The sequence below is a fragment of the Azospira sp. APE16 genome (assembly GCF_047901315.1).
GTDB classification, from domain to species: domain Bacteria; phylum Pseudomonadota; class Gammaproteobacteria; order Burkholderiales; family Rhodocyclaceae; genus Azospira; species Azospira oryzae.
The window spans coordinates 1,591,454-1,605,355 of sequence record NZ_CP179682.1; the positions used below are offsets into that span (position 1 = coordinate 1,591,454).

The following is a 13,902-nucleotide window of genomic DNA, read 5'->3' on the forward strand; positions in this document are numbered from 1 at the left end:
CAACCACGATAATTAACTCAGCAACTAGGGATCTTGCATATGAAAGCGATCAACGTCGGCCTGCTCGGCATCGGTACCGTCGGTGGCGGCACCTTCACCGTCCTCAAACGTAATGCGGAAGAAATTACCCGCCGGGCCGGCCGTCCCATCGAGATTTCCATCGTGGCCGATCGCAATCTGGACCTGGCCCGCCAGGTTACCGGCGGCGCCTGCAAGGTCACCGACGATGCCTTCGCCGTGGTCAGCGACCCCAATGTGGACATCGTCGTCGAACTGATCGGCGGCTACGGCGTGGCCAAGGACCTGGTCATGAAGGCCATCGAGAATGGCAAGCACGTGGTCACCGCCAACAAGGCCCTGCTGGCCACCCACGGCAACGAAATTTTCGCCGCCGCCCAGAAGAAGGGCGTCATCGTCGCCTTCGAAGCCGCCGTGGCCGGTGGCATCCCCATCATCAAGGCCCTGCGCGAAGGCCTCTCCGCCAACCGCATCGAGTGGGTGGCCGGCATCATCAACGGCACCACCAACTTCATCCTCTCCGAGATGCGCGACAAGGGCCTGTCCTTTGCCGACGTGCTGAAGGAAGCCCAGCGCCTGGGTTACGCCGAAGCCGACCCCACCTTCGACGTGGAAGGCGTGGACGCGGCCCACAAGCTGACCATCATGTCCGCCATCGCTTTCGGCATCCCCATGAGCTTCGACAAAGCCCACGTGGAAGGCATCACCAAGCTGGACGCCATCGACATCAAGTACGCCGAGCAGCTGGGCTACCGCATCAAGCTGCTGGGCGTGACCAAGCGCACCCCGGAAGGCGTGGAACTGCGCGTGCATCCCACCCTGATCCCGGAAAAGCGCCTCATCGCCAATGTGGAAGGCGCCATGAACGCCGTCCTGGTGAAGGGCGACGCCGTCGGCGCCACCCTCTACTACGGCAAGGGCGCCGGTGCCGAGCCCACCGCTTCCGCCGTCATCGCCGACCTGGTGGACGTCACCCGCCTGCACACCTCCGATCCGGAACACCGGGTGCCCCATCTGGCCTTCCAGCCGGACGCCGTGGTGGACCTGCCGATCCTGCCCCTGGCCGAAGTGCAGACCGCCTACTACCTGCGCCTGCGGGTGGAAGACAAGCCCGGCGTGCTGGCCGACATCACCCGCATCCTGGCCGACCAGTCCATCTCCATCGATGCCATGATCCAGAAGGAGCCGGGCGAGGGCGAAGTGCAGACCGACATCATCCTGCTCACCCACCAGACCCGGGAAAAGAACGTGGACGCGGCCATCGCCAAGATCGAAGCCCTGGCCGCCGTGCAGGGCAAGGTCACCCGCCTGCGCCTGGAAGAACTGCAGTAAGCCGCACCGCGCAGTCCTGACGGGCTGCGATGCAACAAGGACGGGCATCTTCAGCCTGCCATCCCGGAAATGTACGCCCCGTGCGGGTCTCCAGGGTGGTGCGGTGAAGGTGCCCGTCCTTTTCCTTTGGCAGGATGGGGCAAAAGGCCTTGGCCGCCTCAGGGGTTTTGCCTGTCTGGATCAAAGACGGAGCGGTGCCGCCTGGACACAATGGGCGCTCCTGTTTTTACTCCGATCCCTGCGAGGACATCCATGCACGCCTGCGACCAACCCACTCCCCTGGCCCTCTATCCCTTCGACGCCCGGGGCGTTGCCAAGCGCTTCCGCCACGCCGCCATCTTCGGCGCCTTCGACGCCCTGTTCCCCGGCGAGACCATGCGCTTCTGCAACGACCACGACCCCCTGCCGCTGCTGGACCAGCTGCTCACCCGCTACGGCGACGGCATCTCCATTGCCTACGTGCAGCGCGAGCCGGGCGCCATCGTCATCGACTTCACCAAGCAGGGCTGAGGCAGCGCGCCGGCCAGCCCGGCGCCGCCCGATCCCACCAGGCCGGCCTTGCGCCGGCCTTTTTTATCGCAACAGGCGAAGGGCGGTGGAGGGGGCGGTGTTGGCTTGGCCGAGAACTGCTGTTCCGGCCTGTTGCAGGATTTGATTGCGGGTCAGCCGGGCGGTCTCTTCTGCAAAATCCGCATCGGTGATGCGGCTGCGGGCGGCGCTGGTGTTCTCCACATAGGCCTGCACATTGGCCACCACCGCTTCGAAGCGGTTCTGCACCGAGCCGAAGGTGGCCCGCAGGTTGGCGATCTTGGCGATGTCCGCATCGACACTGCCGACCGCCGCCGCCGCCAGGGCCTGGTTGGTGATGTTGATGGTGCCGGTGGCGGTCATGCTCTGGTAGTAGGAATACAGGCCGGTGCCGGCGCCTACCCAGCCGTAACCTGCAGCGGCGTTGGCGGCGGCGTTGTTCACTGCCGCCAGGACGACTGCCGGTTTGGCGCCCGCATTGGCGTTATAGGCGGCTTCGGCGGCCTGGTAGGTGGCCCAGGCCGCGTTCTGGGCCGGGCTGCCGCTGGTGAAGCCGCTGACGTTGTAGGTGTTGCTGCCCACCGTGGTGGTGAGTCCGCTGGTGACGAATTTGCGCAGGGCCTGGTCGGCGGCGGTGATGGCGGCCAGGGGCGAGCTGCCGCCCTGGACGGCGCCGAGAATGGCGCTGGAGGCCTTGGCCGCCGGACTGGGACTGCCCAGGGATTGGGCCAGGTCCGTGGTGCTGACCTGGATGCGGTTGTCGCCGCTGCCGCTGTAGCCGACCTGGAAGGTCAGGGTGGAGGCGCCGGAGAGCAGGCGGGAGCCGTTGAAATCCGTGGTCTGCACGGTGCGGCTGATTTCCTGGGTCAGCTGGTCCACTTCCTTTTGCAGCTGGGAGCGGTTGCTGTCCACCATGGAGCCGTTGGCCGCCTGGATGGCGATTTCCCGGATGCGTTGCAGGTTGCCGCTGATCTGACCCAGGGCCGACTCGGCCACCTGGCTCAGGGAAATGCCGTCGTTGGCGTTGCGCACCGCCTGGTTGCCGCCGCGGATGATGGTGCTGAGGCCCTCGGCGATGGCCATGCCGGCGGCGTCGTCCTTGGCGCTGTTGATGCGCAGGCCCGATGACAGGCGCTGCAGCGATTGGGCGAGGGTCCCGGACGAGCGCGCCAGGTTCTGCTGCACGGTCTGTGCGAGAACGTTGGTGTTAATGATCAGCGGCATCGGGCGTTCGTACCATCGGGATGGGCGGCTATTCCGTATTTTTTGCGGAGCAGGGGGCTACCCATCCCTATCGGCCTTGGGCCCGCCAACTTGAGGGTGTTGCCCGTATTCGTCCTTACGTTATGCCCTTGGGGCGCTAGGCTTCGGCAAGGGGAGCGGCCGTGGTATCCTTCGGCCCTTCCTTAAGTCCTTGAACGTCCCGGATTTTCCATGCGCTATCTGTCTACCCGCGGTGATGCAGCCTCCTCCCCGACCCAGTCCTTCTGCGACATCCTCCTCGGCGGCCTGGCCCCCGATGGCGGCCTCTACCTGCCGGAAACCTATCCCCAGGTGAGCCGGGCCGAGCTGGATGCCTGGCGTCAGCTGTCCTACGCCGAGCTGGCCTTTGCCGTGCTGTCCAAGTTCATCGACGACATTCCCCCGGCCGACCTCAAGGCCATCTGCGACAAGACCTACACCGCCGAGGTTTATTGCCATGCCCGTCCCGGCGACAACGCCGCCGATGTGACCCCTATCCACTGGCTGGAGCAGGGCAAGCTGGCCCTGCAGGAACTGTCCAACGGCCCCACCCTGGCCTTCAAGGACATGGCCATGCAGCTCCTGGGCAACCTTTTCGAGTACGTGCTGGCCAAGCGCGGCGAAGAGATCAACATTCTCGGCGCCACCTCCGGCGACACCGGCTCCGCCGCCGAGTACGCCATGCGCGGCAAGAAGGGCGTGCGCGTCTTCATGCTCTCCCCGGACGGCAAGATGAGCGCCTTCCAGCGGGCCCAGATGTATTCCCTGCAGGACGAGAACATCCACAACATCGCCGTGCGCGGCATGTTCGACGACGCCCAGGACATCGTGAAGGCCGTCTCCAACGACGCCGCCTTCAAGGCCAAGTACAAGATCGGCGCCGTCAATTCCATCAACTGGGCCCGGGTCGCCGCCCAGATCGTCTATTACTTCAAGGGCTACTTCGGCGCCACCGAAAACAACGACCAGCAGGTGGCCTTCTGCGTGCCTTCCGGCAACTTCGGCAACATCTGCGCCGGCCATATCGCCCGCATGATGGGCCTGCCCATCGGCAAGCTGATCCTGGCCACCAACGAAAACAATGTGCTGGACGAGTTCTTCAAGACCGGTGTCTATCGGCCGCGCAAGACCGCCGAGACCTTCGTCACCTCCAGCCCCTCCATGGACATTTCCAAGGCCTCCAACTTCGAGCGTTTCGTCTTCGATCTGGTGGGCCGCGACCCGGCCAAGGTGCGGGAACTGTGGGCCCAGGTGGATGCAGGCCAGGCCTTCGACCTGCGCGGCACCCCCTACATGGACAAGCTGGCCGGCTTCGCCTTCGTCTCCGGCGCCAGCAGCCACGCCGACCGCCTGGCCACCATCCGCTCCTGCTGGGAAACCTATGGCGTCATGATCGACACCCACACCGCCGACGGTCTCAAGGTGGCCAGGGAAAACCCCGTCGCCGGCATGCCCACGGTGGTGCTGGAAACGGCCCTGCCGGCCAAGTTCGCCGAGACCATCCGCGAGGCCCTGGGCCGGGAACCGGAAGTGCCCGCCGATCTCCAGGGTCTGGAAAAGCTGGCCCAGCGCGTCGAGGTCATGGACCCGGATGTGAATGCGGTGAAGGCCTTCATCCAGGCCCGGGTCTGACAGGTCTGGCGGGCCTGATAACGGCCGGCCATTGCCGAACGGGGCACCTGCGGGTGCCCTTTTTCTTTGATGGAGCGATCAAGATGAGCCAACACGAAAAATTCTGGAGCGAGCGCTTCAGCGCCGCCGGCGAGGACTACCTTTTCGGCACCGCTCCCACCCGTTTTCTCGCCCTCCACGAATTCCTCCTGGGGGCGGGCAGCACGGCCCTGTCCGTGGCCGACGGCGAGGGACGCAACAGCGTCTGGCTGGCGGAGCAGGGCCTGCAGGTGACGGCGGTGGAAGTGTCGCCGGTGGCGGTGGACAAGGCGCGCCGTCTGGCCGCCGGCCGGGGCGTCCTGGTGGATTTCCAGGTGGCGGACCTGCTGGCCTGGGTGTGGCCCGAGGCCGCCTACGACCTGGTGCTGGCCGTGTTCATCCAGTTCGCCAATCCGGCGGAACAGGAGCGGATTTTTGCCGGCATGGCCCAGGCCCTGAAGCCGGGCGGTCGCCTGCTGCTGCACGGCTACACCCCCAAGCAGCTGGAATACCGCACCGGCGGCCCCAGTGCGCTGGAAAACCTGTACACGCCGGAACTGCTGCGCCAGGCCTTCGCCGGCCTGGAGATCGAGGAACTGCGGGAGTATGAGGCGGAACTGCATGAAGGCCTGGCCCATCGGGGCCGTTCGGCCCTGATCGACCTGGTGGCGAGAAAGCCGGGCTGAGGTTCAGCCCGGCGGGAATGGCGAGGCGCGGCTAGAGGTAGATGACGGCCGGGAACACGGCGGCAGCCAGGACCAGGACCAGCCATTCCAGATTGTGACGGGCGAGGAAGCCGGTGAAGTGCAGCACCAGCACGGCGATGGCGATGACGTAGAAAAGCGCGAACAGCATGTCGTTCCCCCGGTGACGACCCCGGCGGATGGCCCGCCGTGGCGGCGGAACCGGGGTTCTTCGGCCGATTATAGCCACCTGCTCCGGCGCTGCCGTGACATATTTGGCTCCCGGCCGGCCCGGGAACAAAGAGATGCAGGCCTGCCGGAGGGCAGGCCCCAGGCGGACGGGTAAGGCGCTGGGGAAGCCGGGGAGAGGCGGTGGAGAGCCGCTGCGGCGGCCCCTCAGCCCGCCTTGAAGCGCATGGAGAGATCCAGGGCCTGCACGTCCTTGGTCAGGCCGCCGATGGAGATGCGGTCCACCCCGGTTTCGGCGATGGCCCGCACCGTTTCCAGGCTGACGCCGCCGGAGGCTTCCAGCACGGCCTGGCCGGCGGCCAGGCGGGAGGCTTCCGCCATGTCGGCCAGGCTCATGTTGTCCAGCAGGACCATGGTGGCGCCGGCGGCCAGGGCCTGGTGCAGCTCCTCCAGGTTTTCCACTTCCACCTGGATGAACTTGCAGGGCACGGTCGCCGCGGCGGCCACGGCCTTGGCCGCCGCCATGGCCTGGGCGATGCCGCCGGCGGCCATGATGTGGTTTTCCTTGATCAGGATGGCGTCGTAGAGGCCGATGCGGTGGTTGTCGCCGCCGCCGCAGGTGACCGCATATTTCTGGGCCAGGCGCAGGCCGGGCAGGGTCTTGCGGGTGTCCACGATGCGGGCCCTGGTGCCGGCCACCGTATCGACGAAGCGGCGGGTGCGGGTGGCGACGCCGGAGAGCAGCTGCAGGAAATTGAGGCCGGTGCGCTCGGCAGTGAGCAGGGCCCGGGCCGGGCCGGCGATGTCGCACAGCAGCTGGTTGGGCTGGACCCGGTCGCCGTCCTGGGCGTGCCAGGTGATGCGGCAGGCCGGATCCACCTTGCGGAAGGCGGCTTCGAACCAGGCGGTGCCGCACAGGGTGGCCGCTTCACGGGAAATCACCGTGGCCGTGCCGGGCTGGCCGGCCGGGATCAGCTGGGCCGTCAGGTCGCCGCCGGCTACGTCCTCGGCCAGGGCGCCATCCACATTGCGCTCGATTTCGGCGGCGGGGGGCAGTTGCAGGGTGAGTTGGGAATCCACGGGCTTGGGCACGGCAGGCTTTCGTTCATGTTAGATTGACCGGACGCAATTCTAACATCCGCAAAGGAGGCGCCATGGGCAGCGAAGCAATGGGTATCCTGCATGTCAGTCTGGGCGTCCTGCTCGCCCTGGGCCTGGCGGCGTGGCTGGTGTACTGGTATGTGCAGGACATCACCCAGAAGCGCCACACGGTGCTGCGCAACTATCCCATCGTCGGCCACCTGCGCTATTTCTTCGAGAAGCTGGGGGAGTACTTCCGCCAGTACTTCTTCCTCAACGACCGGGAGGAGCGCCCCTTCGACCGGGCCACCCGGGGCTGGATCTACCGCCTGGCCAAGAACGAGGGCGGCATCCTGGGCTTCGGCTCCACCTACGACCTGCACCAGACCGGCGCCATCCTCTTCGTCAATGCGCCATTCCCCGTGCTCGACGAGGAACGCCTGCCGACGCCGCCCCTGGTCATCGGTGAGGGCTGGTGCGACAAGCCTTTCACCGGCCGTTCCCTGATCAACATCAGCGGCATGAGCTTCGGCGCCATTTCCAAGCCCGCCGTCCAGGCCCTGGCCCGGGGCGCCCAGATGGCCGGCTGCTGGATGGATACGGGGGAGGGCGGCCTTTCGCCCTACCACCTGGAAGGGGGCTGCGACATCATTTTCCAGATCGGCACCGCCAAGTACGGCTGCCGTGACGAGCAGGGGCGTCTGTCGGAGCAGAAACTGCGGGAACTGGCGGCCCACGACAACGTGAAGGCCTTCGAGATCAAGCTGTCCCAGGGGGCCAAGCCGGGCAAGGGCGGGGTGCTGCTGGCGGCCAAGGTGACGCCGGAGATCGCCGCCATCCGCGGCATTCCCCTGGGCCAGGATTCCCTCTCGCCCAACCGGCACCGGGACATCGCCGACATGGAGCAGCTGCTGGACATGGTGCAGCGGGTGCGGGACGTCACCGGCAAGCCGGTGGGCATCAAGACCGCCATCGGCGGCTGGCAGTTCATGCACCTGCTCAACGAGGCGGTGCTGCGCCGGGGGCTGCACTGCGCTCCCGATTTTCTCGCCATCGACGGCGGCGAGGGCGGTTCCGGGGCGGCGCCCCAGGCCCTGGCGGACCACATGGCCCTGTCCATCATGGAGGCCCTGCCCCGGGTGGTGGATTCCCTGCTGGAGGCCGACCTCAAGGGCCGGGTGCGGGTCATCGCCGCCGGCAAGCTGGTGACCCCGGCCAAGGCCGCCTGGGCCCTGGCCTGCGGCGCCGATTTCGTCAATTCGGCGCGGGGCTTCATGTTCTCCCTGGGCTGCATCCAGGCTTTGCGCTGCCAGAGCAACACCTGTCCCACCGGCATCACCACCCACAATCCGCGCCTGCAGCGGGGCCTGGACGTGGAGGACAAGGCCGAGCGGGTCGCCGCCTACTGCCGCAACATGGGCAAGGAGATGGACATGATTGCCCACTCCTGCGGCCTGCGCCACGCCCGGGAATTCCAGCGGGAGCACGTGCGCATGGTGCAGCCCAACGGCGAGAGCGTGGCCCTCAACATGCTCTATCCCTATCCCCGCCCGGCCTAGCCGCGGCGGCTTTCCCGCCGCTGGGCCAGGGCCAGCCACAGGCCGCTGCCGGCGATGACGGCCATGCCGGCGGTGGTGAGGCCGTCCGGCAGGTGGCCGAAGACGATCCAGCCGAGCAGGGTGGCCCACAGCAGCTGCACGTAGAGGAAGGGCGACAGGGTGGAAGCCGGGGCGTGGCGGAAGGCGGCGATGAGCAGGAAATGGCCGCTGCCGCCGAACAGCCCCATGGCGCACAGCAGGGCCCAGTCCCAGCCCTGGATGGCCGGGACGGCGCCGAACCAGGGTGCCGCCAGGGTCATGGTGAGGGTGCCCACCAGGGCGGTGTAGAAAAGCATGGTCAGGGTGTTCTCGGTGGGCGAGAGCTGGCGCGTCAGCAGCTGATAAACGGTGTAGCAGCCAGCGCAGGCCAGGGCCCAGGCAATGCCTTCCAGATTGAGGTCGCCGCCGGGGCGGGCGATGAAGAGCACGCCGATGAAGCCGATGCCCACCGCCAGCCAGCGGTTGAGGCCGATCTTCTCGCCCAGCCAGGGGCCGGCCAGGATGGCCACCAGCAGGGGCGTGATGAAGACCACGGCAGTGGTCTCGGCCAGGGGCATGTTGCGCAGGGCCGCCATCATGCAGGCGGTGACGCCCACCAGCAGCAGGGCGCGCAGGATCTGCAGCCCGGGCCGCCGGGTGCTGACCAGGCCCCGGCCCAGGCGGGGACCGAGAAAGACCAGCATCAGCAGGCAATGCACCAGGTAGCGGGCCCAGGCCAGGAAGGGAATGGGATAGGTGGCGGCCAGGGTCTTGGAGGTGGCATCCAGCAGGGCGAAGAAGAAGACGGCGGCGAGCATGAGCAGCACGCCCCGCAGGGGATGGCTGGGATGGGACATCGTTTTTCTTTTGACGGGCGGAGCGGCGCTCCGCGGTAAGGGTCAGACGGCCGTCCGGCACCAGGCGTTGAACAGGGCCCTGGCTGCCACTGCCGTCTCCGAGGCAGTCAGACCGATGGGGCCGACGCCGGTTCCCGGCAAGGTGTCGGCGGCGGCGCCGTGCAGATGCACCGCCCCCAGCAGGGCTGCGCCCGGCTCCCAGCCCTGGGCCAGGAGCGCCACCGTCATGCCGGTGAGCACGTCGCCCTGGCCGGCGGCGGCCTGGCCCGGGTTGCCGCTGGTATTGATCCACCAGCGCCTGTCCGGTGCGGCGACCACGGTGCCGGCGCCCTTGAGGGCAACCCAGGCGCCAAACTGCTCGGCCAGTTGCGTGGCGGCGCCGATGCGGTCAGCCTGCACTGCGGCCACTTCCGTGCCCAGCAGGCGGGCCGCTTCCGCCGGGTGGGGCGTGAGCAGCCGCGGCGCCTGGCGGGTGGCCAGGGCCTGGGCCAGGGTGGGGTCGGCCGCCAGCAGGTTGAGAGCATCCGCATCCAGGACCAGGGGCAGTGGGCCGGTAATGGCCCGGGACAGGAATTCCCCGACCTCCGGCGCCTGGCCCAGACCCGGGCCCACGGCCAGGGCGGTGAGAGGGGCGGCTTCCAGGGCCGCGGCCGGACGCAGCATCAGTTCCGCCTGCTGGGGATCGAAGGCGGGGCCGTGGCGGTCCGCCAGGCCGACGAAGACCCGGCCGCAGCCCAGGAGCAGGGCGGCGCGGCCGGCGAGGAGGGCGGCACCGACCATGCCGGCGGCGCCGCCGAGAATGCCGGCGCTGCCGTAGCTGCCCTTGTGGCTGTTGCGGCGGCGGGGCTGCAAGTGGGCGGCGAAGTGTTCCCGGCCGATGCTCCAGCCGTCCGCCGGCACCAGGGCGGGGGCGTCCAGCTCCAGGGCGGCCAGATGCAGGGCGCCGCAGTGGTCCGGCCCGTCCAGGGTGAGCAGGCCCGGCTTGTGGGCGATGAAGGTGAGGGTGTGGCTGGCGCGGATGGCCGGCCCCAGGGCGCGGCCGCTGTCCGCATCGAGTCCGGAGGGGCAGTCCAGGGCCAGCAGGGGGCAATGGTCCCGCTCCGCCAGATGGTTGGCGGCGGCCACGGCATCGGCGTAGGCGCCGCTCAGGGGGCGTTGCAGGCCGATGCCGAAGAGGCCGTCCAGTACCAGGCCCCAGCGGGGGCAGGGGGGGATGGCGTCGAGGATGGCGCCGCCGGCCTCGAGGAAGGCTTGGCGGGCGGCCCGGGCGTCGGCCGGGGCCCGCTGGCCGTCGTCCCAGGCCACCACCTGTACGGCGAAGAAGCGGGCCTGCAGGTGGCGGGCGGCCACGTAGGCGTCGCCGCCGTTGTTGCCGGGGCCGGCCAGCACCAGCAGCGGGCCGGGGCGGCACAGGCTGGCGGCCAGGTCGGCGGCGGCCAGGCCGGCCCGTTCCATCAGGGGCTGCTTGCCGGTGGCGGCTTCGAGGGCGCGCAGGCCCTGGCTGCGGTAGAGGGGCTGGGCGGGGGGCGGGGGCGTCAGGGTGGCGGTCATGACTGGATTCTAGCGCTGCTCGAAGTGCCGGCGGGCACAGCGTATCGTGTTGGCATGGATGGCCACGGTGTCGCCGATGTCCCGGGCGTAGCCGCCGGCCATGGCGATGGCCACGGGGATGCCCCGCTCCCGGCAGGCCGCCAGGACCCGCTCGTCGCGGGCCTCCAGGCCGGCCATGGTCAGGGAAAGGCGCCCCAGGCGGTCCCCGGCATAGGGGTCGGCGCCGGCCAGGTAGATCGCCAGCTGGGGCCGGCAGCGGCTGAAGAGGTCCGCCAGCCCTTGTTCCAGGGCCGCCAGATAGGCGGCATCGTCGCAGCCGTCGGGCAGTTCGATGTCCAGGTCGCTGCGGGCCTTGGCGAAGGGATAGTTGCGGGCGCCGTGGATGGAGAAGGTGAACACGCTGGCATCCCCTTCCAGGATGCGGGCGGTGCCGTCGCCCTGGTGCACGTCGCAGTCGATCACCGCCACCTGATCCACCCGGCCTTCCGTCTGCAGGGCCCGGGCGGCCACGGCGGCATCGTTGAAGACGCAGAAGCCGGCGCCGGCGGCATGGGCGGCGTGGTGGGTGCCGCCCGCCAGATTGACGCCCCAGCCCTCCGCCAGGGCTGCCCGGCAGGCGCCCAGGGTGGCGCCGGCGGAGCGGCGGGAGCGCTCCACCATGGCGTCCGACCAGGGAAAGCCGATCTGGCGCATTTCCTCCGGCGTCAGTTGGCCGCTGCAGACCCGTTCCACGTAGACCGGATCGTGGGCCCGGCAGAGGTCCTCACGGCTGGCGGCCTCGGGCAGGATGAAGTCCGCCGGCGGGTAGCCTTCGTCGAGCAGGGTCTGGCGCAGGCGGGCGTACTTTTCCATGGGAAAACGGTGGCCCGGGGGCAGGGGCAGGACGAAGGTGTCGGAGTAGAAGAGCTGCATGCCTAGTAGTGATTTCTGCGCTTGTTCGATACGGGGATTCCCGTTAAGGTGGCAACTACAAAAATTTACAATATGCTGCTGTCAGTTTTTGCCGCCAATCAGCTGTACCGGAAGCGGGTCTGGCAACCGGCATTGGTCACCTGTCACCGCGCCCCAATAATGATGAAATACCTGTCCCGGGCCAGCATTCTGCCCATGTTCCTGATGATTTCTGCTCTGCCCGGCCAGGGGGCGGAGTCGGTTGCCGACCTTTCCGAACAGGATTTCCTCGCCGACGTGCCGGTGGTGCTGACCGCTTCCCGCCTGCGCCAGAATGTAGCAGATGCGCCGGCGGCGGTGACGGTGATCGACCGCCAGATGATCCGGGATTCCGGCGCCTGGAGCATTCCCGACCTGTTCCGCCTGGTGCCCGGCATGTACGTGGGGGAGGGAGCGGACAAGGGAGCATTGGTGCCAAACACCATGGTCAGCTACCATGGTCTCTCCGATTCCTTTTCGCGCCGCATGCAGGTGCTGGTGGACGGCCGTTCCATTTATACCCCCCTCTTCGGCGGCGCCGTCTGGAGCACCTTGCCTCTGGCGCTGGAGGACATCGAGCGCATCGAGGTGATCCGTGGCCCCAACTCGGCCACCTACGGCGCCAATGCCTTCCTCGGCATCATCAACATCATCAGCCGCCAGGCTGCCGATGTTTCCGGCACTATGGTCTCCCTGACCCAGAGTAGTCGTGGCAACGATTCCACCTTTCGCTATGGTGGTCAGTCCGGGAGCCTGGACTACCGGATTACTGGCAGCCTCCGCGCAGACCAAGGCATCGAATTGCAGGCGCCCACGGCGCCAGGTCATTCCTTTTCCGCCCGGCGCCATGATGACAAGCGTCTGGCCAACCTCAGTTTCCGTGGCGATCTGCAACTGGGAAACCGGGATTCTCTGGAAATCCAAGCCGGTCTTTCCTCCGGAGATCACCAGTCTGGCCGCCGGGAATCACCCGGGGCCTATGAGGGCTCCCCACCCCACACCAGGCAGTTGAACAGCTACTACGGCTCTCTGCGCTGGCAGCGTACTCTCAGTGCTGACGAGCAGCTTTCCCTTAAAGCCTACGCCAGCCGGGACGAGCAGAACCTGGACCTGTCCGCCCTACTCAGGGACCCCAAGGTCACCATTGCCGGTTTGCCGTTCTACCTCGAGGTTCCCTATCCCCTGAACAGTCCCCAGCGTTTGGTGGCGGAGCGCTACGACGTGGAACTGCAGCACGCCTTCGCCCCTACTTCCTCGACACGTCTGGTATGGGGTGGTGGCGCCCGCCTGGACCGCTTTTCCAGTACCTACTATCTCAACTCAACGGAGCCGGTGGAGTTCCGCCAGCAGAACCTGTTTGCGAATCTGGAATGGCGGCCGACTGCCAAGTGGGTGCTCAACGCGGGAGGGATGCTGGAACGCAACAGCTTCACGGGTACCTACTGGTCGCCCCGGGTGGCGGCCAACTATCACTGGCAGCCCGGCCATACTTTGCGCCTGATTGCCAGTCGTGCCACCCATACCCCGACCATTTTCGAGGCGAAATCGGACATCCGCCTCAGTACTTCCTGGACACCTGCCTCCTGCGCCACGCTGAAGGCGTTTGGCCTAATTACTTCCTGCGCCTTTCCCTCCGTGCGCAGTGCCTATCACCAGGATGACCTGCGCTCTGAAACCATCGACTCCCGGGAACTAGGCTACTTGTGGGAGTTGCCGGGTGGCCATCTGGATTTCAAGTATTCCTACGACCGACTTGGAGATTTGCTGGAGACTTATCGGCCTGCCGGAAAGAGTTGGCAGGAGTACCGGAACGAAGGTAATGCCCAGATCCGGGCGGTGGAAATGCAGTGGCAACAGAGAGTGGCTAGCAATACCCGTATTCATCTGGCCTTGGCGGCCTCCCGTATTTCCGGCTTCAATTCGGAGCGCTCAGGTGCCTATGCAGAATCGGCGGCCTCCCACAGCCGTAGCATGTTGCTGGCCCACGATTTCGACCACCGCTGGACCGGCAGTCTGGCTTACTACGCAGTGGGGCGGCTGACGGTACAAGGCGATGGCGATCTGCAGACGCCCTACGAGCGGGTCGATGCCCGTCTGGCCTACCGCTTCCGCGACGGCGCCTACCAGGGCGAGGTCGCCTTCATCGTGCAGAACCTGTTCGACAAGCCCTATCAGGAGGTTTATTACGAAAACCTCATCGGCCGTCGTTCCTACGTCAATCTGCGGCTGGAATTCTGATTTCCCATGTCGCGCCTGTTCCCTTCC

Annotated in this window: 12 protein-coding genes; 6 read left to right on the plus strand and 6 right to left on the minus strand. The window is 67.2% G+C overall.

The annotated features are described in order from the left end of the window. The first annotated feature begins 39 nt into the window (after nt 1–39). Together ACLSSQ_RS07725 and ACLSSQ_RS07730 are read left to right on the plus strand one after the other, a co-directional pair. Nucleotides 40–1,350: a homoserine dehydrogenase gene (locus ACLSSQ_RS07725; protein WP_416244225.1), complete on the plus strand. Its 1,311-nt coding sequence runs from the start codon at nt 40–42 to the stop codon at nt 1,348–1,350. A 252-nt stretch (nt 1,351–1,602) separates the two neighbouring features. Then, entirely contained in the window at nt 1,603–1,860 is a 258-nt protein-coding gene (locus ACLSSQ_RS07730) for a DUF2249 domain-containing protein (RefSeq protein WP_014237922.1), read from the plus strand. A 63-nt stretch (nt 1,861–1,923) separates the two neighbouring features. Here the strand turns inward: ACLSSQ_RS07730 and ACLSSQ_RS07735 are convergent, their stop codons facing one another. Continuing rightward, nucleotides 1,924–3,102 carry a flagellin gene (locus ACLSSQ_RS07735; RefSeq protein ID WP_130458664.1) on the minus strand — a complete coding sequence of 393 codons (1,179 nt, stop codon included), beginning with the start codon at nt 3,100–3,102 and terminating at the stop codon, nt 1,924–1,926. A gap of 210 nt (nt 3,103–3,312) precedes the next feature. Here ACLSSQ_RS07735 and thrC point away from each other — a divergent pair, with 210 nt between their 5' ends. Continuing rightward, on the plus strand, nt 3,313–4,752 hold the full coding sequence (gene thrC / locus ACLSSQ_RS07740) for a threonine synthase (protein ID WP_416244226.1): 1,440 nt from the start codon (nt 3,313–3,315) through the stop codon (nt 4,750–4,752). A gap of 83 nt (nt 4,753–4,835) precedes the next feature. Beyond that, on the plus strand, nt 4,836–5,456 hold the full coding sequence (locus ACLSSQ_RS07745; protein ID WP_416244227.1) for a class I SAM-dependent methyltransferase: 621 nt from the start codon (nt 4,836–4,838) through the stop codon (nt 5,454–5,456). 31 nt (nt 5,457–5,487) lie between these two features. Here ACLSSQ_RS07745 and ACLSSQ_RS07750 read toward each other — a convergent pair whose 3' ends face one another. Together ACLSSQ_RS07750 and nadC are read right to left on the minus strand one after the other, a co-directional pair. Next, nucleotides 5,488–5,625, minus strand: a complete 138-nt coding sequence (locus tag ACLSSQ_RS07750; RefSeq protein ID WP_014237918.1) for a hypothetical protein — start codon at nt 5,623–5,625, stop codon at nt 5,488–5,490. 224 nt (nt 5,626–5,849) lie between these two features. Next, nucleotides 5,850–6,734, minus strand: coding sequence for a carboxylating nicotinate-nucleotide diphosphorylase (gene nadC, locus ACLSSQ_RS07755; RefSeq protein ID WP_014237917.1), 885 nt, complete (start codon nt 6,732–6,734; stop codon nt 5,850–5,852). A 62-nt stretch (nt 6,735–6,796) separates the two neighbouring features. Between nadC and ACLSSQ_RS07760 the strand changes: the two genes are divergently transcribed. Next, a complete protein-coding gene (locus ACLSSQ_RS07760) occupies nt 6,797–8,281 on the plus strand; it encodes an FMN-binding glutamate synthase family protein (RefSeq protein WP_416244228.1) in 1,485 nt (494 codons plus the stop codon). Here the strand turns inward: ACLSSQ_RS07760 and ACLSSQ_RS07765 are convergent. Genes ACLSSQ_RS07765 through ACLSSQ_RS07775 form a run of 3 tightly spaced genes read right to left on the minus strand, consistent with a single transcriptional unit; the run spans nt 8,278 to nt 11,619 of the window. Further along, the gene (locus ACLSSQ_RS07765; protein ID WP_014237915.1) at nt 8,278–9,156 is read right to left on the minus strand and encodes a DMT family transporter; all 879 of its coding nucleotides are present in this window, start codon (nt 9,154–9,156) and stop codon (nt 8,278–8,280) included. The genes ACLSSQ_RS07760 and ACLSSQ_RS07765 overlap by 4 nt on opposite strands. Before the next feature lie 42 nt (nt 9,157–9,198). Then, nucleotides 9,199–10,707 (minus strand): NAD(P)H-hydrate dehydratase, encoded by a 1,509-nt coding sequence (locus ACLSSQ_RS07770; protein ID WP_416244229.1) that lies wholly within the window; start codon nt 10,705–10,707, stop codon nt 9,199–9,201. Between the two features lie 9 nt (nt 10,708–10,716). Then, complete coding sequence (locus ACLSSQ_RS07775) at nt 10,717–11,619, minus strand: histone deacetylase (RefSeq protein WP_416244230.1); 903 nt, start codon at nt 11,617–11,619, stop codon at nt 10,717–10,719. A gap of 159 nt (nt 11,620–11,778) precedes the next feature. Between ACLSSQ_RS07775 and ACLSSQ_RS07780 the strand changes: the two genes are divergently transcribed. Then, nucleotides 11,779–13,875 carry a TonB-dependent receptor plug domain-containing protein gene (locus ACLSSQ_RS07780; protein ID WP_416244231.1) on the plus strand — a complete coding sequence of 699 codons (2,097 nt, stop codon included), beginning with the start codon at nt 11,779–11,781 and terminating at the stop codon, nt 13,873–13,875. Nucleotides 13,876–13,902: the final 27 nt, after the last annotated feature.